The sequence below is a fragment of the Photorhabdus machadonis genome (assembly GCF_052657765.1).
Genome location: NZ_CP199761.1, coordinates 5066962 through 5087683 on the forward strand (window position 1 = coordinate 5066962; position 20722 = coordinate 5087683).

Here is a 20722-nt window from a genome sequence, read left to right on the forward strand (position 1 = left end):
CAATTAATTAAAAAACACAAAATGATTTAATAAAGGACAATATTATGTTACATAAAATAGACAAGGCGCCATATTTTATTAAATTCTATAAATTCCATCTACAAGATCTCGTTTTCTCTTATAATATGAAAACAGAGTGGCATCACCATCCTTGTATACAATTAAGTGTATCACCACATAATTCACTGATGAGAATTGACACTGAAAATGAATCGAAACAAGCGCATGGATTCATTATTTCTTCTAATATTAAACATAAATTACACTCAGAAGGACAACTCTGTTTTAATTTACTGATAGATCCAGCTAATCCTCTATGCCATCTATTATCACATCAGATGATGGGTTCAGATATAATATATTTAAGTCAAGAATCATCCGATTTGATAGCAAATTATTTTATTAATTGTTTACAATCAGAAACCGCTCCAGATATTTTTATCCTAAACAACCTATTAGGTGAAATAGAAGACTGTCACTGTTATCAGGATAAACGGATCATGAAAGCAGCCTCCCTTATTACTGAATTACCCGTTAAATGTATATCGTCTCGTGAAATATCAGATCAACTCTATTTATCCGAAAGTCGGTTCTTACATCTATTTCGAGAAAAAATGGGAACTAATTTCCGTAGTTATCTACTATGGAAGCGCCTACATCATGCCATTAATGAGATACATTTATCTGACTCACTGACTTTATTAGCTTGTAATAGCGGATTTTCCGACAGTGCACATTTCAGTCGTACCTGTATGATGTTATATGGGTTAAGGCCCTCTGAATTAAAAAATGCCAGTATGAACAGAACGCAACAATCACAACAAAAACAATCTAATTTTTCATCAGCGTTAGCAGGTTTAAATTTTCCAAAACAAAATATCTAAATCACGAATAAATAGTATTTTTTAAAAAATTATCTAAGATAAATAAATTCTATTTATAATTCATTATCAAAGCCAATATGTTAGCGATTCTGTATCATTCTATTCCTAATATTATGCAATTTTAGTAATGATACAGAATTCAGGATAGCACCATAGCAATACCATCCAATAATTCATGAAGTCACAACAAATAAAACATACAGAGTGAAATATCACTATCCTGTATTAATTATTCATTTTAATGATACATGCTCTTTTAGATAATTTTCTACCCATTTAGCTACTCGGCTTGTGTCTTTATAAGCACCTAACATAAGTTCAGAGCCACGGCTACTCAACCATTTCCGCCCGACGATAAATAACCCAGGATAAGGTGTTTTCCCACCTTCTTCATGCCCATTTTTACAAACGAATCCGTTGGCATCCGTAGCACCGGGCAGAGTTAACCACACCGTATTATCTTTATACCCCAAACACCAGATAACAGTATCAACCTCATATTGATTGCCAGACAAATCACATAACTTATTATCTTTTATATCAACTAATCTATTCGCTATTTTTATACCAAAAGCGGCTAACCGGTGATTTTTCAGCTCTCCACAAGGAATGGGATTACGCCGCCGCATGACTTTCCCTACCAGACTGTAATAATTGGCAAACAACAGACCACTTTTACTTAGCCACCAAAAGATATCTTTGCCCATTATTCTATTAGGTAAGAGAGGACGAGAAGAACCACAAAATAATGTCACCTTCACAGTCGTCGCTAAATCTTTGGCAATCTGGCGACCACTGGCACCATCACCAACAATAGCGACTCTGCTGCCTGCTTTAATTTGTTTAGGTTCCTGATATTGATCCGCCCCAATTTGGTGTATATCAGTAGACAGTTGCGCAGAAAGTACCGGAATATCAGCTAATTGATTAGCACCTGTTGCATTAACCAGACAAGGTGCATTAAATATTTTCCCGTCTTTTGTTTTAACGCTATAGCCACTTTTATCATGCTTCACTTCAACCACTTCAGTTTGAGTATGTATCGTCAGGTTATGGTGTGAAGCATAACGCTCAAGGTAATCAGCAACTTCATTCTTATCCGGATAACCATCTTCAATTCCAGGAAACGGCAGGCCATGAAGCTGAGTCATACCACGTGAAGTAAATAACAGCATATTATCAGGGCGCCTGCGCCACACATCACCAATACGTGCCTCTCGCTCTAATATGCAGACATTAATATTCTTAGCCGAAAGAATAGCAGCTAAACTTAATCCGGCTTGACCGGCACCCACAATTAAGCAATCCATTTTCATCATGCGTACTCGTTTTTAATTCGACATTTATCTATATTTTATTTTTATCACTATCTCAATCTTAGGACAATGAAAAAATTTATAAAAAAACATTCAATAGATCAAAAAACAACGGACTTCACAAAAATATAAAACACAATTAAAAAAATCACTTGAATTAACTGGTCATATTCGTATTAAAGTAAGAATTTTGAATAAACCAGCTGTTTTTATCATAATTTTAACAATATTGACAAATCCATATAATAATCAGAACAATAATATAGCCAATTTATTCAATAAAATGGAATTATTAATCATTATCCTTTTTTCCTACGTAACTTATGCTTTATTGCTATAACTTATAATAAACAAAGATGAATTTATCTACTCTTTACCCTACCGGAGATGAAAAAATGGAAAATATCAAAAATATATATGATGGTATAAAATCCCGTGGAGGCAATCCGCTGAAATGGTTGATGGCCGATGTCGACTTTCTCTATAAGCTATCCAAAGAAGAGCAACAAGAGTTAAAAACCTGTCTGCTTAAGGATGCGTTTCATTTTCATTATCACAATAACCCCTACTATAGAGATAGCTGTGAGAAACAAGGTATTAAACCAGAAAATATCCAGAGTTATAATGATTTAGTTCGCATTCCACTGATACCTGTTGCAACTTATAAATCAGCCGAAAGTCATCGTTTATTAAGCAAACCACTCTCTGAAATCGAACATGAAATGCGTTCAACCGGTACGAGCGGAATTCCCAGCGTTTATCGTCGTTGCCACGATACGATGGATCACACAGTACTGGCTGTTTATTCTAATTACCGCAGCATGTTCAAGTTATCTGGTGGCGCAGGCCTATGCTTATGCCCTTCAACAGAAGATATTCCAGAAATGGCGCTGGTCAAGATCTTTAATTTCCTGACAGGTTTATTAGATACCCGACGCTATATGATTAACCAGGATCGGTTTTCCCCAGAAGACGCACTGAATCAATTAATCCAGTGGAAAGGCAAATTCACCCGGCATTTAATTGGCCCTCCATTCATGATCCATCGTTTTATTACTTTCTTAAAAGAGAATAACACCAAACTCACTTTAGATCGCGATAGTATGGTGATTACGATGGGAGGCTGGAAACGTTTTACCGGGGATATGATCTCCCGCAGCGAATTAAATGCAGATATCGAAGAATGGATGGGAATTCCAGTATCCCGAACACGTGACATGTATGGTCTGGTTGAAGCAAACGTTCTCGCCATAGAAGATGAATATAACCATAAGCATGTTCCTCCTTATATTCATTTCTCCGTCCGTGATCCTAATGATTTATCACGCGAACTACCTGATGGTGAAACAGGGCAATTGGTGATCCTGGATCCACTTTCTGTTTCCACCCCAGGTATGTTACTGACAGAAGATTTGGTCTACCTGCGTACCGATCCTAACAAATCCTGGCGTAATTCTCAGCGGATTCAGTTTGTTATGCGTACTGCTGCCGCTAAAGAGTTTGGTTGTTGTGCCGTCAACCTTGAGAGAAAAATGTCAGATGATGAAACGGCCCCAGCTACACCCGCGGTATAAATAGCAAGGTGGAATTATGTTTAACAACATCATTATTGACAACTTTTGCAATCCTGACTGCCAGGGGACGTTATCCAGCCCCGCAATTAAACTGGCATTAGGCAATCCTGTCTGTGGTGACAAGGTTGATATCGACCTGACACTAGATAGTCAAGGGCGGGTAAATAATGCCTGTTTCCGCGCATGGGGATGCACAGCATCCCTGGCAATGTCAAACCAGTTTTGTCGCCACGCTAAAGGTAAGACTCTCGAAGAATTGAACGCATTATCATCTGAGAGTATTGATGCGTTATTAGGCGAGTTAGAACCCGCCCAACAACACTGCCTTGATATGTTGCATAAGCTATTTGAGCAGCTAAAGGGAAAAATATGACAAACCTATACTTCGACTACAACGCCACGACACCGCTAAGTGTTAAAGCCCAGTTGGCGATTAAAGATGCTTTGTCTGTTTTTGCTAATCCTTCCAGCCACTACAGTTTAAGCAACATGGCTAAAAACTTGCTCGCTGACGCCAGAAGCTCTATGGCGTCATTAATGGGCACGATACCAGAACAAATCCTGTTTACATCAGGAGGAACCGAAAGTAATAACCAAGCAGTATCCAGCCTGTTAGCCACGCTTCCCGGTTCGGATCTGTCTGCACATCATGTTATTAGCTCTTCCATTGAGCATCCGTCTGTCCTGGTGCCGTTACTCTGGTATCAGCAACGCGGACTTCAACTGACGCTGATCGATCCTGATTATCAGGGGCGGATAAGTGTACAAAGCATCCGGGAAAACCTGCGGCCACAAACCCGCCTGATCACATTGATGGCGATTAACAACGAAACCGGAGTGATACAACCCTATGAGGCTGTCGCCTCTTTAGCAAAAGAGGTTGGTATCTATTTACACATAGATGCAGTACAGACTATTGGTAAACTTCCTTTTAGCTGTGACACACTTTCTGGCATAACGACTGTCTCTTTCTCCGGCCATAAGTTTAATGGTCCTAAAGGTATTGGTGGGCTCTATCATGCGCCAGGTATTCAATTAAACCCCTTGCTGCACGGTGGCGGCCAAGAACAAGGAATACGCAGCGGCACTGAAAACACTCTGGGCCTTGCAGGACTGGCGGCGGCAGCTAAAGAATCGCTGAATGGATTGCAAGAACATTTCAATACCTGCAAAACGCTCAGAGAAATCTTGCTATCTCGGCTGGAACAGCACCAGGTTAACTACTTGATTAACGGCAATATAAATCTAGCATTTCAGGCCCCCTGGACACTGAATTTAAGTTTCCCTGGGGTCCGTGCTGAATCATTAGCCAGCAGACTGGATTTATGTCACGGAATCTCTTTATCTTTAGGATCAGCCTGTAGCAATAACAAATCTACACAACGTTCTCATGTTCTAACGGCAATGGGGCTACCTAATGATCGTATCGATAGCGCAGTACGTATCAGCTTTGGGTATACCACAAGCCAAAATGATATTGAAATGCTGGCTAGCGCGATCAAACAAGAAACTTATAACTTGCTGAAAATTTCGGGGAAACCGTTAAACACTCAGGAATAACAGCAAAATTGTATTTAAAAGATGGTGTAGCAGAAATAACTTATTTATTAATCATGAATACCGATATTACTGCATTTAAGCTCCGCCAACATTTTTTAGATTTTAAGGGGATATTAATATGAAACTATTCGAATTACTGCAATCTCAAATTACTGAATTAACTGATATCGAACCAGACGATATTACGCTTGACACCCTGCTTGATGATATTCACCTGGTCAGTCTGGATTTTGTCTCTATTCAGGTTGCTTTAAAAAGAGAAATGGGTATTCAGCTAAATTTCGATAAGTTCCAGCGAAATGAAACAACGACAATCGCTGATTTTGTCAATTATGTCCGTGAATTAACAAAATAATCACTATTAATGCATTTGGATGTTAGCTGTCTATGGCATATCACAACACAGCTAACATTCATTTTTGTGATGCTTTTATCTACCAACCCCATTATTTGGTTATATTAAAAAATAAAGCATGTCACCAGGAACTGACCTTTGGAGATGATATTTCATGAATTTTCAAACTGGCTACCACCGCGTTGCTATTACAGGCTATGGTTCTATCTGTTCTCTTGGGCAAAATACCCAAGAAATTTGGGATGCAATCCTAAACTATCGTGTAGGCTACAAAAAGGAAGTTCACCCAGATGCTTCTGTCGTAGCAAAATTCTTCGGCAACATACCATTTTCTCCTGATGTATCACGGTTTTCCAAAAAGCTGCTAAAAAACCTTCCCAGATTTAGCAAACTTGGGCTGATTGCTGCGGATGAAGCAATCAAAATGGCATTTGGTCACGATAAAGCCGCTCTTGATGACAGCTATTCCTCTTTTGAACGCGGTGTCATTTTTGGTACTGGCTGGGGAGGAGAAGACGCAACCGTCGAAAACAGCAATTCCTACGCTGACCAAGGTATTGCCTCACCCATGACAAATATTATGTCTATGCACAGCGTAGGTACGGCGGCGATTTCAATGAACTGGAATCTACGGGGATATCAGAATACCCCGGTGGCAGCTTGTGCAACAGGCAGTATGGCAATAGGTGATGCTTTTGAACTTATCCGTAGCGGACGCACTAAAATGATGCTGGCTGGGGGCGGTGAAAGTATCAGAGATCCATTCATCGTCTGGAGCATTGATATTCTTGGCGCACTGAGCAAAGAACAGGAATCTGTCGAAAAAGCTTGCTGTCCGTTCAGCAAAGATCGCAGTGGCTTTGTGATGTCAGAAGGCGCAGCAATATTATGTCTTGAAGATTATGACAGTGCTGTTGCCAGAGGAGCCAAAATACTGGCGGAAGTCGTCGGTTATGGAAATTACTCTGACGCATCAGATATGACAGCACCAGCACCAGATTGCCAAGGGCGGGTTATGGCAATTCAAGCGGCACTGGAACAGGCCAAACTCTCCGCGTCAGATATTCACTATATCAATGCCCACGGCACATCAACCCCGTTAAATGACATTAACGAAACCGATGTTTTAAAACTGAGCCTGGGAGAACACGCCTACCGTATTCCGACTTCCAGTACAAAATCCTACACAGGCCATCTTATTGCCGGGGCAGGCGCAATTGAGTCCATTTTCTGTATGAAAGCAATGGAAACCGCAACTATTCCCGCAACTATGCACTTGAATAATCCTGATCCACTCTGCGATCTGGATTACGTCCCCAACCGCCACCGAACTAACCACGTTATTGATACGACTTTAAATGTTAACTATGGATTCGGTGGCACAAACTGTGCACTTATTTTCAGGAAAGCCGATAGATGAACGTTCAATTCAGTAAAAAAGATCTCAGTCAATGGGCTAAATTCTCTGGAGATTATAACCCCATCCATTTTGATGAAAGAATCGCAAAAGAAGTCGGATTAGGCGGTATTGCCGTACACGGTATGCTGGCAATGATCCCGCTCAAAAGCGGATACGATTACCTGTCACAACCAAACGAGGGAATGGGCAGACAGTGGCACGTTAATTTGCGAAATCCAGTGCCTCTGAATGCCTGCTATTGTGTCAAAACTAAGCATACTGACTTGAATGGGAAAACGACCTTTAATCTGCAAGATGAAACAACAAACTTGAAACCATTGGTTGGTCATTATAGTCGTTTCGATTTTTCGAAAAAAACCGGCTTTCCTGAAAAACCACAGTGTCAAGTTCCGATACAAGAGACAATAAAAAAATCTATTGAATTCAAAAGCACCTTCCCCGAAGTCAATGAGTTCTGGATTTTTCTTGATGCCCTGATTTTTTATCTTTTCATGCAGCAAAGTGCAAAAACGGCACTAGCAACGGAATTTAAAACCTATTTCGGCAAGCAGGGACATGATGAAATATGCCTCAAAGACCTTATCGTATTGCATGTTATGCATACAGTGAGTTTTTCTCCAACCCTGCTCAATCGCCAAATCCCGGATGAAATGCCAAGCATCGAATATACGATCCTGCCTAAGGATACATTCGACGTTGATGGTTCGTTATACGGTACGTTGGAAATCCCGATCTGGCTGAATGGAGAAATCTCTTTAGTTGTTGAAATGAGTCTGATGGGAACAACAAAAAGAAAGCAGGTTGCCAACTAAGGTTTGATGAATTCTGTACTGACAAACAGATGGCATAAAAATTTAGAGGAATAACTTAATGAATATCAACGCACCTTGGGTTTTTGTTTCAGGAGGATCACGTGGCATTGGCAAAGGCATAGTAAAAATGCTGGCTGCGCAAAACTACCATGTGGTTTTTACCTACAAATCAAGTACAGACGAAGCGCAAACACTTTGTCAGAAAATTAAGCAGCAAGGCCACAGTTGTGAAAGCCATCAATGTGATGTCTCAAACGCGCAAGAAGTCTCAACCCTGTCGGCAGAACTTATCTCACGGTATGGCTCTCCCTATGCAATCATCAATAACGCCGGAATTACACAAGATGCGTTGCTGATAAACATGAAAGAAGAAGAGTGGCACAACGTGATTTCCACCAATCTTTCTTCTGTTTATTTAGTCAATCACGCGTTTCTCACTGAAATGATGATGGCTGGAGAAGGCTGCATCATCCACATGAGCTCGGTCACTGCATTTAAAGCTAACTCAGGGCAAGTTAACTACGCAGCCACCAAAGCCGCCATGATCGGCATTACCCGATCATTAGCTGTTGAAGTTGGCCGATTTAATGTTCGGGTCAATACCGTTGCACCAGGCTTGATTGATACTGAAATGCTGAATCATATTCCTGCATCACATAGGAAAAAACTGCTATCTAACATCCCATTGGGTCGCTTGGGTTCAGTGGAAGATATTGCTATGACCATCAATTTCCTCCTCAGCCCTGGAGGGCGCTACATTACCGGGCAAACATTCGTTATTGATGGCGGAATGACAGCCTAACCAGTTAAGCGGAATATCAATGGGTTCGTATTCATATCCTGTGGTTATTTGTACCCAGATAAATATCTGGGTACCTAAAAAATGCCGTTAATCATTGCCAGATAGCCAATCCAGTCTCTCTGATAAATGTTAATAACGATAATAAATAATTTTAATACTCATAATACTTGTGGCATTAAGTGCTAAATATTACCCATTTTCATCTTATCAAGACGAGAAGATCTTGACCTTGTAGTCAACTCCAAGGTGTTTAATCAAATATAAACATATTAATAGTCTAATTTATTTTTGATCACAGTTATGGGAGAGGAACATGGCCGAAGAAATAGAATCAGTTCCAGTACAATCACCTCCGCTTAATGAGAAAAAATCAAAGCGCAAGCTAGCATTGATCCTCGCAACTCTCTTATTTGTTTTTGCCGGATTAGGTTACTTTTACTACTGGTTTGTTGCATTACGCTATCATCAAGCTACTGATGATGCCTACGTTGTCGGTAATCAGGTGCAAGTGATGGCCCAAATCACCGGTAGCGTAACGTCTATCCATGCCGATAATACAGATTTCGTTCAGCAAGGAGACATTCTGCTACGTTTAGACTCTGTTGATGCAGAACATGCTTTTGAACGGGCGAAAAATATATTGGCTAATAGTGTCAGACAAACTCACCAAACCATCATCGATAATGAAAAACTGCTGGCGAATATTGAACTAAAACAGACGGCATTACAGCAGGCTCAGGATGATTTAAAACGACGTGAACATCTGGGGCTCACCGGCGCTATTGCCAAAGAAAATCTGATTCATTCCCGTAATAGTGTTCAAATGGCAAAGTCTGAGCTGAATGTCGCCCAACAACAATATCATGCCAACAAAGCGTTAGTTATAGACACCCCATTGGAACAACAACCAGCCATTAAACTCGCCGCTTCCCAGCTCCGAGATGCATGGTTAACCTTACAGCGCACTCAGATTGTCGCACCGGTGACAGGTTACGTTTCACGCCGCAGTGTTCAAGTCGGCTCACAAATAAAAAGCGGTGCCCCGCTGATGGTTATCGTACCGGCAGATCAACTCTGGGTCGAAGCTAACTTCAAAGAGGTTCAACTCGCCAATGTGCGTATTGGTCAACCAGTAACTCTGATTAGCGATTTCTATGGCAATGATGTCATTTATCAAGGCCGAATCGTTGGTCTTGATATGGGAACCGGCAGTGCATTTTCTTTACTACCGGCACAAAATGCCACCGGTAACTGGATCAAAGTGGTTCAACGTTTGCCTGTCCGTGTTGAACTGGAAGCACAACAACTTATTGATCATCCTTTACGAATTGGTTTATCCATGCACGCCACTGTCGATACCAGAAATCAAGATGGTTTGGTCCTTTCCGATACTCCCCGTAAAGGCATTGTTTATGAAACCAACGCCCTATCTTACAACACCGGAGAAATTGATCGGCTAATTAACGAAATCATTCACGCTAACAACAGTAAAGATGAGTGAGGTTAACATGCTAAAAGAGCCATTATCAGGAGCCAAACTTGGCTGGCTAACCCTGGCTTTAGCATTAGCCGCTTTTTTACAAATATTGGATCTGACCATTGCTAACGTTGCAATATCAACAATTGCTGGAGACCTGGGTTCATCAGTATCGCAAGGTACTTGGGTAATTACTTCATTTGCTGTTGCTAACGCGATTTCTATCCCATTAACAGGCTGGTTAGCTAAACGATTTGGGGAAGTTCGGGTTTTCTTAATATCCATGCTATTGTTTGTAATAACCTCTTGGCTGTGTGGTATCTCCAATAGCCTGGAAATGTTGATCATTTCCCGCATTCTGCAAGGCATCTCAGCCGGACCAATCATGCCTCTTTCGCAAAGTTTGTTACTAAACAACTATCCTCCGTTAAAACGCAATATGGCACTGGCGTTATGGTCAATGACTATCGTTGTCGCCCCGGTTTGTGGTCCAATACTCGGCGGGTGGATCAGTGACAGCTATCATTGGGGATGGATATTTCTAATCAACGTCCCAATAGGCTTTGCCGTCATTGCTATCACTTGGGGGCTGTTAAAAGATCGGGAAACTGAAACAAAGGTCAGGCCAATTGATGCTGTAGGGATTATTTTATTAGTTACCGGCGTCGGTTGTTTTCAGTTATTGCTTGATCGAGGAAAGGAACTTGACTGGTTCAACTCAACAGAGATTATTACATTAGCGATTATTGCGGTTATTGCCGTAACTTTCCTGATCATCTGGGAACTGACCGACGATGATCCGATCATTGATTTATCACTCTTTAAATCACGCAATTTTACTATTGGTACTTTATGTATCAGCTTGGCCTTTTTACTCCACATCGGCACTCTCGTTCTGCAACCTCAGTTATTACAAATGGTCTTTGGTTATACTGCCACTTGGGCAGGGTTGGTTATGGCCCCATTAGGGATGGTTCCCATAATACTTGCTCCACTCATTGGCCGCTTTGGTTCAAAAATCGATATGCGTTATTTGGTTATGTTCAGCTTTATCGTTTTTGCCTTGTGCTTCTTTTGGCGAGCTTATACCTTTGAGCTATCAATGGACTTTGCCACTGCGGCCTGGCCTCAGTTTATTCAGGGTTTTGCTATTGCCTGTTTAATTATGCCACTAACAGCCATTATATTATCCGACGTTGAACCGGATAAAATCGCCTCTGCGGGTAGTCTGTTCAACTTCTTACGTACTCTGGCAACATCCGTGGGTACCTCAATTACGACGACCATGTGGTCCCGCCGTGAAGCTGTCCACCACGTTCAGTTAACTGAATCGATAACCGCCCATAACCCTATTGCCCAACAAGCCTATCAGAAAATGGAACTATTAGGGATGTCACAAGCTCAAGCCAGTAGCTCTCTGGCCCGTGAAGTCACTAACCAGGGATTAATTATCGCCGCCAACGAGATTTATTGGCTATTTGGTTTTATTTTTCTTATTTTGCTGCTCTTTATCTGGCTGGCAAAACCCACAGTTGGAGCAAAAAAATAACATGATAATAAATAAACTGGATGACTACCCCATCGGCACTAATAACAATAGTCAAAGAACCCAAGGCTATTTCCAGTGAAACCTCAGAGAATACAAAATCTTGTCAAAATAGCACCTTCCAAGGCGCTATTTTATTGTTCTACGAAACATATTTTTTTCATCGTCAAAATGCTTATCATCATCCAGCTGTTTCAGATGACTGACCCATTAAAAAGAACTTAAACGCAGGCGTATCCGTCTCATCGTGATATCCATAGCCCAACGCATCAAGGTGACGCTTAAAGCGCACTTCTGTTCCTGATAATTCAAATGCCGCTAACACCCGACCATAATCTGTACCATGATTGCGGTAATGAAATAATGTAATATTCCAGTAAGTTCCCAATGTTTGCAGGAACTTCAGCAAAGCCCCAGGTGATTCAGGGAATTCAAAACTATACAAACGCTCACTCAATGGCTTAGACGGGCGGCCACCAATCATATAGCGGACATGTAATTTTGCCACTTCATCATCTGAAAGATCTGCAACCTGATATCCTGCGGTACACAACTCCTCGATGATTTCCCGTCTCTCCACATCACCACGACTCAATCGGACACCAACGAAAAGGCAAGCTTGTTCAGGATCCGCATCCGTATAGCGATAATTAAACTCCGTTACCACCCGATCGCCCAATTTCTGACAAAAACGCAGAAAACTACCCTTTTGTTCAGGAATAGTCACGGCCAACAGTGCTTCCCGTTGTTCACCCAACTCACAACGTTCAGAGACATAACGTAACCCGTGGAAGTTTACGTTAGCACCAGAAAGAATATGTGCCAGCCGCTCACCTTTGATCTGATGCTGTTGAACATACTTTTTCAATCCAGCCAGTGCCAATGCTCCGGATGGTTCAGCAATCGCACGCACATCTTCAAACAGATCTTTTACCGCAGCACAAATAGCATCACTGTCCACCGTGATAACATCATCCACATATTGCTGACACAAACGAAAAGTTTCATCACCGATACGTTTAACGGCAACACCCTCAGCAAACAGGCCAACTCTTGGTAAATCTACTGGATGCCCAGCTTCCATCGCTGTTTTCAGGCAAGCTGAATCTTCCGCTTCCACCCCAATAATTTTAATTTCTGGCATCAGTTGCTTAATCAACACAGCAACTCCAGCAACCAAACCACCACCACCGACAGGTACAAAGATTCGATCCAGATGTACATCTTGTTGCAGAAGTTCCATCGCCAGTGTCGCCTGACCCGCGATGACATCGGGATGATCAAACGGTGGAACAAAGGTATAACCTTCCTGCTGTGCCATTTCTATTGCTTTGGCTTTAGCCTCATCAAAATTGGCACCATATAGCAGAACTTCTCCACCGAAACTACGGACTGCATCGACCTTGATATCCGCAGTGGCAACCGGCATAACAATCAGGGAGCTAATTCTCAGACGATTGGCGGAAAGTGCAACACCTTGAGCATGATTACCAGCGGATGCCGTAATCACCCCCCGGCTTTTTTGTTCCTCAGTCAAACCCGCAATCATAGTGTAAGCGCCACGGAGCTTGAAACTGTGAACAGGCTGCCGATCTTCCCGTTTTACCAAAATAGTATTTCCCAAACGGGTAGAAATTTTCTTCATTTCCTGTAAAGGCGTCACCTGAGCAACTTCATAGACAGGCGCACTTAACGCCGCTTTCAGGTACTCTGCACCATTTGGTGCGGAAGTTAAGGGACGAAATACAACCATGCAATTATCTCCCTAGCTTAGATTTATCACGGACAGCCCCTTTATCCGCACTGGTCGCCAATGAAGCATAAGCTCTCAGGGCAAAAGATACTTGGCGTTCACGAGATTTCGGCGTCCACGCGTTATCTCCGCGGGCAAGTTCCACTGTTTTACGGGCAGCAAGTGTCTTTTTATCCACATCAAGTTGAATTTTTCGCAGTGGAATATCAATATCAATGATATCGCCATCTTGAACCAAACCGATCAAGCCACCATTAGCGGCTTCTGGCGAAACGTGGCCTATCGATAAACCAGAGGTACCTCCAGAGAAACGGCCATCTGTAATCAATGCACAGCTTTTACCCAATCCCATAGATTTCAGATACGTCGTCGGATACAGCATCTCCTGCATGCCTGGCCCACCTTTTGGTCCTTCGTAACGAATGACGACCACATCACCAGCAACGACTCTGCCAGCCAAGATCGCATCAACCGCATCTTCCTGACTTTCATAAACTTTAGCTAGCCCACGAAATGTCAAACTGTCCTCATCAACACCTGCGGTTTTTACAATACAGCCATCTATAGCCAAATTACCAAACAAAACTGCAAGGCCACCATCCTGACTGTATGCATGTTTGAGGTCACGGATACAACCTTCTACACGGTCAATATCCAAAGAAGGCCAACGACAATTCTGTGAAAATGCCTGAGTAGTACGGATACCCGCAGGGCCTGCTGAATACATTTTTTTTACCGATTCATCTACCGTCAGCATCACATCATATTGATCAAGCGTTTGTAGCAAATCCAGCCCCAAAACATTTTTAACCTGACGATTCAACAAACCGGATCTATCCAGCTCACCTAAAATACCCATCACACCACCAGCACGATGGACATCTTCCATGTGGTATTTTTGTGTGCTTGGGGCAACTTTACACAGATGAGGAATCTGACGAGACAGACGGTCAATATCCGCCATAGTGAAATCAACCTCCCCTTCCTGTGCCGCAGCCAGTAAGTGAAGTACAGTATTTGTTGAACCGCCCATGGCAATATCCAGCATCATCGCATTTTCAAATGCAGCTTTCGTTGCGATATTACGCGGCAGAGCACTCTCATCATCTTGTTCATAGTAGCGCTTAGTCAGCTCAACAATACGTTTGCCCGCGTTCAGAAATAGCACCTTACGATCCGCATGAGTCGCCAGTAACGAACCGTTCCCTGGCTGAGACAGACCCAGAGCTTCTGTCAAACAATTCATAGAGTTAGCAGTAAACATCCCGGAACAGGAACCGCAGGTTGGGCAAGCTGAACGCTCAATCTGATGGCTATCCTCGTCACTGACATTAGGGTTTGCACCTTGAATCATGGCATCGATCAAATCCAATTTGATAATCTGATCCGACAATTTTGTTTTACCGGCTTCCATGGGACCACCGGAAACAAAAATCGCAGGGATATTCAAGCGCAGGGCGGCCATCAGCATACCTGGTGTGATTTTGTCACAGTTAGAAATACACACCATGGCATCAGCACAGTGAGCATTCACCATATATTCGACAGAATCAGCGATCAATTCGCGTGATGGCAGAGAATAGAGCATACCACCATGCCCCATTGCGATACCGTCATCCACCGCTATTGTATTGAACTCTTTTGCAACACCACCTGATGCTTCAATCTGCTCGGCAACCAATTTACCTAAGTCCCGCAAATGAACATGCCCCGGAACAAATTGAGTAAATGAGTTAACTACCGCAATAATCGGTTTACCGAAATCTGCATCGGTCATCCCTGTCGCACGCCATAAAGCGCGGGCCCCAGCCATATTGCGGCCATGAGTCGTGGTGGCAGAACGGTACTTAGGCATTATTCTTCACTCCCGTGTTATCAAAACAGGCGGGGAACGAACCGCCCGTTAGATTATTTATAGTTTTATTAAGGATTTACTGGATCTAACCAGCCCCATTTATCTTCTGTTGTGCCATCAAACAAACCAAAGAATGCTTGCTGAATCTTCTTGGTAATTGGTCCACATTTACCAATACCAACCTGAATATCATCAACACTGCGAACGGGTGTGATTTCAGCCGCTGTACCAGACATAAAAACTTCATCCGCCAGATACAGAGATTCGCGCGACAATACCTGTTCACGAACTTCCAACCCCAAATCTTTCGCTAGTTTGATAATGGCATCACGGGTAATTCCTGGTAATGAAGCTGAGGTAAAGGGTGGAGTGAACAATACACCATCTTTTACTTCAAACAGATTTTCACCCGCGCCTTCAGAGATATAACCATAAACATCCAGAGCAATACCTTCCTGATACCCATGACGACGGGCCTCACTACCAACCAAAAGAGAAGAAAGGTAGTTACCACCCGCTTTGGCAGCCGTTGGTATTGTATTTGGTGCCACACGGTTCCATGAAGAAACCATAGCATCAATTCCTTGATCCAGTGCATCTTCTCCCAAATAAGCTCCCCATGGGAAAGCGGCAATAATGACATCAGTTTTATAACCAGCGGGTGGATTAACTCCCATTCCAACATCCCCAATAAAGACCAATGGACGTATATAAGCACTGACTAAATTATTTTTACGAAGAGTTGCCCGGCACGCTTCCATCAATTCATCAACACTCTGACTCACTGGCATACGGTAAATCTTTGCAGAATCATGTAAACGCTGCATATGCTCTCGATGGCGGAAAACGACTGGCCCTTTATAAGAGTCATAGCAGCGAACTCCCTCAAAAACCGACGTACCGTAATGTAAAGCATGTGACATTACGTGAACTTTAGCATCTGCCCAAGGAACCATCTCGCCATTGAACCAAATGTAATCGGATTGCTTCGTCATTCTCTTATTCCTTTATTTCTACGTTATGCACGTATTAATTGTGATTTCGGTTGCAAAATCTTGACACCAGCGACATCCACTAATTTAGTCAATTGCGAAGACAACAAATTAACAGATCTTTGGCTGGCAACAATTAATTCGATATTAACATTATAGCCATCCATTGTTTGATCCATATTCATTGAACATATCTGAAATCCACGATGACGCGTTACCCGTAAGATACGTTCTAATATTTCAGGACAGGAACGAGCCTGGATTGCAAGTTGATGCTGCATCATAATGATTTCTCCAACATAGTTTCATTGCTTGCACCGGGAGGGACTAACGGCCAAACGTTCTCTAATTCCTCAATGGATACCTGTAATAAATACGGTCCCTTACTGCTAAATAACGCATCCAAAGCTTCATCAATCTGTGATTTATCAGTGATATGTTGCCCAGGAATATCAAAAGCTTTCGCTAATGCGACAAAGTCAGGGTTATCCGTTAATGTTGTTTCGCTATATCGTTTATCAAAAAACAGTTCCTGCCATTGCCGCACCATTCCCAGCCGCTGGTTATCCAACAGTAAAATTTTTACTGGTAACTGCTTGCGTTTAATTGTCCCCAATTCCTGAACATTCATCATGAAAGAACCATCACCGGATACACAGATCACCATATCCTCTGGTCGGGCAATTTGAGCACCAATCGCAGCAGGGATACCAAATCCCATCGATCCCAGCCCACTGGATGTAATAAAATTCTCAGGCCCATCAAAAGTCATATGTTGAGCTGTCCACATCTGATGCTGTCCAACATCGGTGGTAACAACCGTGTTTAATGTTTTACGATCCGAAACCTGCTTCAATAACAAAGGTGCATAGATAGCCTCACCCTGATGGTCGTAGCACCAAGGATATTCAGCTTTCAGGCGCTTAACTTCCCGCTGCCAGGACATAATTGATAATGGTTGCTGTAAACAAGGCAACAACGCTTTTAAATCCCCCAGCAATGACACATGAGCCTGACGTAATTTCCCCAGCTCTGCCGGATCGATATCCAGATGAATAACTTTTGCATTCGGCGCAAAGGTATTGAGTTTGCCAGTCACACGATCATCAAAACGGGCACCTGCGGCAATCAGCAAATCACATGACTGAACAGCAAAATTTGCAGCTTTCGTACCATGCATCCCAAGCATTCCCAGATAACATGGATGTTTAGTATCAGCAGCACCCAAACCTTTCAATGTGGAAACAACCGGCATACCTGTTTCCGCAACAAAATTACGCAGAACAGAAACTGACTGAGACATACCGACTCCGCCACCAACATACAGTACTGGCTTTACCGCAGCCGCAATCATCTTCCGGGCTTGTTCTAATTCATTTTCAGTACAGGGTATCTCTTGCTCAACAGGAACCAGATGTGGGGTTAAATTCCCCTCTTTCAGTTGAATATCTTTAGGAATATCAACTAAAACTGGGCCAGGTCGACCACTGGTTGCAATAGAAAAAGCTTCAGCCATAATTTGAGGTAAATTTTCTAGGGAGTCCACTAAAAAGCTGTGTTTAGTGCAAGCAAGGGAGAGACCTAAAACATCGACTTCCTGAAAGGCATCAGTTCCAATCAATTCAGAACTAACCTGACCAGTGATAGCGACAACAGGAATAGAATCTAACAACGCATCAGCCAATCCAGTGATTAAGTTTGTTGCCCCCGGCCCGGATGTGGCAATACAAACTCCCGGCTTACCACTAGCTCTCGCATAACCAATTGCTGCCATAACGGCACCCTGTTCATGCCGACAAAGTAAGTGCTCCACACCACCATCGTACAAAGCATCGTAAACCGGCATGATTGCACCACCAGGGTAGCCGAAAACCTTATCAATACCCTGCGTTCGTAATGCTTTTACAACCCACTGCGCCCCGTTCATTTTTTATATCCCCTGTGTTTACCCTGTGAGACAAAATTTTGTTCTGTTGTATGTTTTTGTCTCTGACTGATTTTTGCTTGCCGAAAAAAAACCCCCGCGCCTTTCGGTGCGGGGGTCTTCGAGAGATCTGGCTGTTCGTCTAAGCCTTTCTTCGTCCAAGTGCAGCCCCGCACGGTGGGATAATAATCACCACCACGCTGACGATAACTAGGCTAATCACTTGGACGAATATGTTCATAATCTTAGTCGCTTTAACTCGTTCGTTTAATCTATATTTAAGAGTTATCACGTTCTTCATAGCTTGACAACTTTTATTTTGTTTTATTCCTCGACATGATAAAATACTGTTTATTTTCAATTTGATACTTGAAAATTGGATTATTTTCCCATAAATGAATTAAATTTAGGTGATAAAATCCAGATTGTTATATAAAAACAATATATCACATTAATAAATAACAAATAAAACAAATCATTCAACTAAAACCAAGTAAATATCTTATCATTAATCACCTGGGTGACAAAAACCCCAGTTAACAAATAAAACAAAAATATATAAAACACTAATTTAACCTACTGTGAAAATATATAAACTTACTATAAGTAAATATAAAAATTTCAATTCAAAACAAATAAAAAACCAATATCAAAACAATAAAAAACCATCATGAAATAATATGAAAAATAAATCTCATGATTAAACTTACGAATATAAAACAAATAAATATCAATTCACTGAAATAAAAACCATATAATGAAAACTTAAGAAAAATTCTTTTAGTCACCTTGTGAAATATTTCTTAGAGCCGTCTCGCAAAAAAATAATAAGACACTATTTATTATCTTATTTCAGCCCATCATATGCGTTTTCTTACTAAGGAGAATAGGATGGCCCTCTCTGTTATTTATACCAGAGCGATTATAGGTATTCATGCCCCCATTGTTACTGTTGAAGCGCATATTAGTAATGGCTTACCTGGATTAACTCTGGTCGGTTTGCCTGAAACAGCCGTAAAAGAAGCAAGAGATCGTGTCAGAAGCGCGTTGATCAACAGTGGGTTTACCTATCCGCCTAAAAGAATCACCGTCAATCTTGCACCAGCAGACCTTCCCAAAGAAGGTGGCCGTTATGATTTGCCGATTGCTATCGCTATTCTGGCAGCTTCAGAACAAATACCTGCCGATAAACTGAACCGTTATGAGTTTCTTGGTGAACTCGCGCTATCCGGGGGCTTACGGAGAGTTAATGGCGCAATCCCAGCTGCACTAAGCGCGGGAGACGCAGGCAGGCAACTTATTCTATCGACAGAAAACGGAACAGAGTTAGCAATCTTATCTCAGGATGCAACGTTAATGGCAGAACACCTCTTGCACATCTGCCACTTTCTTCAAGGAGAAAAACAACTGCTGACAACAACAATCCAGCATGAATTTTCAACAGAACAATCACAACCGGATCTTCAGGATATTATTGGTCAGGAACAAGCAAAACGCATACTGGAAATCGCGGCAGCAGGCGGACATAATCTTTTACTACTTGGCCCACCTGGGACAGGAAAAACGATGCTGGCAAGCCGCCTATGCAGTTTATTACCACCATTAACAAACAAAGAAGCCCTTGAGGTTGCCGCTATCAATAGTCTAGTAAATACCTACCTTCCACCAGAACAATGGCATACACGCCCATTCAGAGCGCCTCATCACAGTTCTTCAATGGCAGCCCTAGTTGGCGGTGGTGGACTTCCTAAACCTGGTGAAATATCACTTGCTCACAACGGTGTGCTGTTTCTAGATGAACTTCCTGAATTTGAACGCAGAGTCCTTGATGCCCTCAGAGAACCACTGGAGTCAGGGGAAATAATCATATCCAGAGCCAGAGCAAAAGTTTGTTTTCCTGCTCAGGTTCAATTAATAGCAGCAATGAATCCCAGCCCTACAGGCCATCATCAAGGAATTCACAATCGAAGTAATCCTCAGCAAATACTTCGATACTTGGCAAAACTTTCCGGGCCTTTTTTAGATCGTTTTGATCTCTCAATTGAAGTTCCTCTGTTACCCATTGGAACATTGAGTAGCGCAGTTAGATCAAGCGAAAGCAGCAAAAATGTGAAATTAAGAGTACTGACAGCGCGAGAAATACAATTGAAACGCTGTGGAAAAATTAATGCTCATCTGAATAGTAAAGAGACAGAAGCATTTTGTAAGCTCAAACCTAACGATGCAGTGTTTCTGGAAGAAACACTAACAAAATTAGGTCTTTCCATCCGGGCATGGCATCGAATTCTGAGGACATCCCGGACACTCGCCGACTTAGAAGGAAAAAAAGAGATAGAAAAACCACATATTATGGAAGCCTTAAGCTACCGTAGTATGGACAGGCTATTAATACAGTTACAAAAACAATCAGGTTAAAAATGAAAAAAGGGGCAAAGCCCCTGTACTCATAACT

At 42.1% G+C, this 20722-nt stretch carries 18 protein-coding genes; 11 read left to right on the plus strand and 7 right to left on the minus strand.

The genetic code is table 11. The annotated features are described in order from the left end of the window. The first annotated feature begins 44 nt into the window (after nt 1–44). Nucleotides 45–884 carry a helix-turn-helix domain-containing protein gene (locus ACUN2T_RS24330; RefSeq protein ID WP_445495466.1) on the plus strand — a complete coding sequence of 280 codons (840 nt, stop codon included), beginning with the start codon at nt 45–47 and terminating at the stop codon, nt 882–884. 233 nt (nt 885–1117) lie between these two features. Here ACUN2T_RS24330 and ACUN2T_RS24335 read toward each other — a convergent pair whose 3' ends face one another. Next, nucleotides 1118–2203, minus strand: a complete 1086-nt coding sequence (locus tag ACUN2T_RS24335) for a flavin-containing monooxygenase (RefSeq protein ID WP_445495467.1) — start codon at nt 2201–2203, stop codon at nt 1118–1120. A gap of 392 nt (nt 2204–2595) precedes the next feature. On the opposite strand from ACUN2T_RS24335, the gene ACUN2T_RS24340 reads away from it, so the two are divergent. The 9 genes from ACUN2T_RS24340 (at nt 2596) to ACUN2T_RS24380 (ending at nt 11749) form a co-directional block, all read left to right on the plus strand. After that, nucleotides 2596–3774 carry a LuxE/PaaK family acyltransferase gene (locus tag ACUN2T_RS24340; protein WP_445495468.1) on the plus strand — a complete coding sequence of 393 codons (1179 nt, stop codon included), beginning with the start codon at nt 2596–2598 and terminating at the stop codon, nt 3772–3774. Nucleotides 3775–3790: 16 nt separating this feature from the next. Further along, nucleotides 3791–4147, plus strand: coding sequence for an iron-sulfur cluster assembly scaffold protein (locus ACUN2T_RS24345; protein WP_445495469.1), 357 nt, complete (start codon nt 3791–3793; stop codon nt 4145–4147). Next, nucleotides 4144–5334: a cysteine desulfurase family protein gene (locus ACUN2T_RS24350; protein ID WP_445495470.1), complete on the plus strand. Its 1191-nt coding sequence runs from the start codon at nt 4144–4146 to the stop codon at nt 5332–5334. The genes ACUN2T_RS24345 and ACUN2T_RS24350 overlap by 4 nt, the downstream gene beginning before the upstream one ends. Nucleotides 5335–5452: 118 nt before the next feature. After that, entirely contained in the window at nt 5453–5689 is a 237-nt protein-coding gene (locus ACUN2T_RS24355; RefSeq protein WP_445495471.1) for an acyl carrier protein, read from the plus strand. A 154-nt stretch (nt 5690–5843) separates the two neighbouring features. Further along, complete coding sequence (locus ACUN2T_RS24360; RefSeq protein ID WP_445495472.1) at nt 5844–7109, plus strand: beta-ketoacyl-[acyl-carrier-protein] synthase family protein; 1266 nt, start codon at nt 5844–5846, stop codon at nt 7107–7109. After that, a complete protein-coding gene (locus tag ACUN2T_RS24365) occupies nt 7106–7921 on the plus strand; it encodes a MaoC/PaaZ C-terminal domain-containing protein (RefSeq protein WP_445495473.1) in 816 nt (271 codons plus the stop codon). Before ACUN2T_RS24360 ends, ACUN2T_RS24365 begins: the two co-directional genes overlap by 4 nt. 58 nt (nt 7922–7979) lie before the next feature. After that, nucleotides 7980–8723, plus strand: a complete 744-nt coding sequence (gene fabG, locus ACUN2T_RS24370; protein ID WP_445495474.1) for a 3-oxoacyl-ACP reductase FabG — start codon at nt 7980–7982, stop codon at nt 8721–8723. A gap of 313 nt (nt 8724–9036) precedes the next feature. Then, a complete protein-coding gene (gene emrA, locus ACUN2T_RS24375) occupies nt 9037–10224 on the plus strand; it encodes a multidrug efflux MFS transporter periplasmic adaptor subunit EmrA (RefSeq protein ID WP_445495475.1) in 1188 nt (395 codons plus the stop codon). A 7-nt stretch (nt 10225–10231) separates the two neighbouring features. Then, nucleotides 10232–11749 carry a DHA2 family efflux MFS transporter permease subunit gene (locus ACUN2T_RS24380; protein WP_445497976.1) on the plus strand — a complete coding sequence of 506 codons (1518 nt, stop codon included), beginning with the start codon at nt 10232–10234 and terminating at the stop codon, nt 11747–11749. Nucleotides 11750–11927: 178 nt separating this feature from the next. Here ACUN2T_RS24380 and ilvA read toward each other — a convergent pair whose 3' ends face one another. The 6 genes from ilvA to ilvL all read right to left on the minus strand — a co-directional run bounded on the left by ilvA (nt 11928) and on the right by ilvL (nt 18511). After that, nucleotides 11928–13499 (minus strand): threonine ammonia-lyase, biosynthetic, encoded by a 1572-nt coding sequence (gene ilvA, locus ACUN2T_RS24385; RefSeq protein WP_445495476.1) that lies wholly within the window; start codon nt 13497–13499, stop codon nt 11928–11930. 4 nt (nt 13500–13503) lie between these two features. Then, entirely contained in the window at nt 13504–15354 is a 1851-nt protein-coding gene (gene ilvD, locus ACUN2T_RS24390; RefSeq protein WP_445495477.1) for a dihydroxy-acid dehydratase, read from the minus strand. A 68-nt stretch (nt 15355–15422) separates the two neighbouring features. After that, nucleotides 15423–16349: a branched-chain amino acid transaminase gene (locus tag ACUN2T_RS24395; protein WP_445495478.1), complete on the minus strand. Its 927-nt coding sequence runs from the start codon at nt 16347–16349 to the stop codon at nt 15423–15425. A 23-nt stretch (nt 16350–16372) separates the two neighbouring features. Next, nucleotides 16373–16630, minus strand: coding sequence for an acetolactate synthase 2 small subunit (ilvM, locus tag ACUN2T_RS24400; RefSeq protein WP_023043625.1), 258 nt, complete (start codon nt 16628–16630; stop codon nt 16373–16375). Then, on the minus strand, nt 16627–18273 hold the full coding sequence (gene ilvG / locus ACUN2T_RS24405; protein ID WP_445495479.1) for an acetolactate synthase 2 catalytic subunit: 1647 nt from the start codon (nt 18271–18273) through the stop codon (nt 16627–16629). Before ilvG ends, ilvM begins: the two co-directional genes overlap by 4 nt. 139 nt (nt 18274–18412) lie before the next feature. Continuing rightward, nucleotides 18413–18511 carry an ilv operon leader peptide gene (ilvL, locus tag ACUN2T_RS24410; RefSeq protein WP_036844375.1) on the minus strand — a complete coding sequence of 33 codons (99 nt, stop codon included), beginning with the start codon at nt 18509–18511 and terminating at the stop codon, nt 18413–18415. A 650-nt stretch (nt 18512–19161) separates the two neighbouring features. Between ilvL and ACUN2T_RS24415 the strand changes: the two genes are divergently transcribed. Further along, nucleotides 19162–20685 carry a YifB family Mg chelatase-like AAA ATPase gene (locus ACUN2T_RS24415; protein WP_445495480.1) on the plus strand — a complete coding sequence of 508 codons (1524 nt, stop codon included), beginning with the start codon at nt 19162–19164 and terminating at the stop codon, nt 20683–20685. Nucleotides 20686–20722: the final 37 nt, after the last annotated feature.

What these genes read in the sequence shown, in the direction of transcription:
- ACUN2T_RS24330 (WP_445495466.1), top strand. Translation starts at nt 45, where the DNA reads ATGTTACATAAAATAGACAAGGCGCCATATTTTATTAAATTCTATAAA.
- ACUN2T_RS24335 (WP_445495467.1), bottom strand. Translation starts at nt 2,203, where the DNA reads ATGATGAAAATGGATTGCTTAATTGTGGGTGCCGGTCAAGCCGGATTA.
- ACUN2T_RS24340 (WP_445495468.1), top strand. Translation starts at nt 2,596, where the DNA reads ATGGAAAATATCAAAAATATATATGATGGTATAAAATCCCGTGGAGGC.
- ACUN2T_RS24345 (WP_445495469.1), top strand. Translation starts at nt 3,791, where the DNA reads ATGTTTAACAACATCATTATTGACAACTTTTGCAATCCTGACTGCCAG.
- ACUN2T_RS24350 (WP_445495470.1), top strand. Translation starts at nt 4,144, where the DNA reads ATGACAAACCTATACTTCGACTACAACGCCACGACACCGCTAAGTGTT.
- ACUN2T_RS24355 (WP_445495471.1), top strand. Translation starts at nt 5,453, where the DNA reads ATGAAACTATTCGAATTACTGCAATCTCAAATTACTGAATTAACTGAT.
- ACUN2T_RS24360 (WP_445495472.1), top strand. Translation starts at nt 5,844, where the DNA reads ATGAATTTTCAAACTGGCTACCACCGCGTTGCTATTACAGGCTATGGT.
- ACUN2T_RS24365 (WP_445495473.1), top strand. Translation starts at nt 7,106, where the DNA reads ATGAACGTTCAATTCAGTAAAAAAGATCTCAGTCAATGGGCTAAATTC.
- fabG (WP_445495474.1), top strand. Translation starts at nt 7,980, where the DNA reads ATGAATATCAACGCACCTTGGGTTTTTGTTTCAGGAGGATCACGTGGC.
- emrA (WP_445495475.1), top strand. Translation starts at nt 9,037, where the DNA reads ATGGCCGAAGAAATAGAATCAGTTCCAGTACAATCACCTCCGCTTAAT.
- ACUN2T_RS24380 (WP_445497976.1), top strand. Translation starts at nt 10,232, where the DNA reads ATGCTAAAAGAGCCATTATCAGGAGCCAAACTTGGCTGGCTAACCCTG.
- ilvA (WP_445495476.1), bottom strand. Translation starts at nt 13,499, where the DNA reads ATGGTTGTATTTCGTCCCTTAACTTCCGCACCAAATGGTGCAGAGTAC.
- ilvD (WP_445495477.1), bottom strand. Translation starts at nt 15,354, where the DNA reads ATGCCTAAGTACCGTTCTGCCACCACGACTCATGGCCGCAATATGGCT.
- ACUN2T_RS24395 (WP_445495478.1), bottom strand. Translation starts at nt 16,349, where the DNA reads ATGACGAAGCAATCCGATTACATTTGGTTCAATGGCGAGATGGTTCCT.
- ilvM (WP_023043625.1), bottom strand. Translation starts at nt 16,630, where the DNA reads ATGATGCAGCATCAACTTGCAATCCAGGCTCGTTCCTGTCCTGAAATA.
- ilvG (WP_445495479.1), bottom strand. Translation starts at nt 18,273, where the DNA reads ATGAACGGGGCGCAGTGGGTTGTAAAAGCATTACGAACGCAGGGTATT.
- ilvL (WP_036844375.1), bottom strand. Translation starts at nt 18,511, where the DNA reads ATGAACATATTCGTCCAAGTGATTAGCCTAGTTATCGTCAGCGTGGTG.
- ACUN2T_RS24415 (WP_445495480.1), top strand. Translation starts at nt 19,162, where the DNA reads ATGGCCCTCTCTGTTATTTATACCAGAGCGATTATAGGTATTCATGCC.